Genomic DNA, 667 nt, shown 5'->3' with positions numbered 1-667 from the left:
TCCTCCTCGCTTGCGCTTGAAGGGGTGCAAAACCTGGCCATCCCGGCACCTTTGCAGGTGCGGCGAACGACATTCCCTCGCTAACGATATGCGCGGGAACAACGGCCTGATTACCTTTTACAATCAGACCACTTCAGAATGCCATCGACGTGTTCGACCTGATCCTCTTTGCAGGCACGCCGGTGCACTGCGAGGTCAGATCTTAAGACCAGCTTCTCGAGATAATGTCCGGGGATGCGCGGTCAGGCAACATCCATCGACAAACCATCAGAACCGATCCCCGTTCCCGACACCCCCTTTTCAGGAGCGCGTCGACAACCAGTACCGGCAACAATGATCATGCCTTGAGTAACAGGCTTCCCACCTTCCCCGAACCCTCAACCGCGTCAGGTCGGCTAGACCTTCATGCAGCTTCAAACGGGCCCGGGCTCGGACGCTGCAGCACACCATCTCGCGATGATCTGCAACAACACCTGGAAGCCTCCAGACATATCTTCTCTTCACAATGTATCAGAACAGGCATCAGGCTCTCAAAAGCCGATGCAAACGGGTATTTCTCTCAAAGACAAAACCGGAATGGTGGAGCTGAGCGGGATCGAACCGCTGACCCCCTGCTTGCAAAGCAGGTGCTCTCCCAGCTGAGCTACAGCCCCAATCTGTGATAAGC

At 55.8% G+C, this 667-nt stretch carries 1 tRNA gene; it reads right to left on the bottom strand.

The annotated features are described in order from the left end of the window. Positions 1-577: 577 nt before the first annotated feature. Positions 578-653: transfer RNA gene (locus tag ASG03_RS00015), tRNA-Ala, on the bottom strand. Between the last annotated feature and the right edge of the window lie 14 nt (positions 654-667).

The organism is Rhizobium sp. Leaf341 (genome assembly GCF_001424325.1).
In the GTDB taxonomy this organism is placed as follows: Bacteria; Pseudomonadota; Alphaproteobacteria; order Rhizobiales; family Rhizobiaceae; genus Ferranicluibacter.
This window is presented reverse-complemented; position numbering and strand designations above follow the sequence as displayed.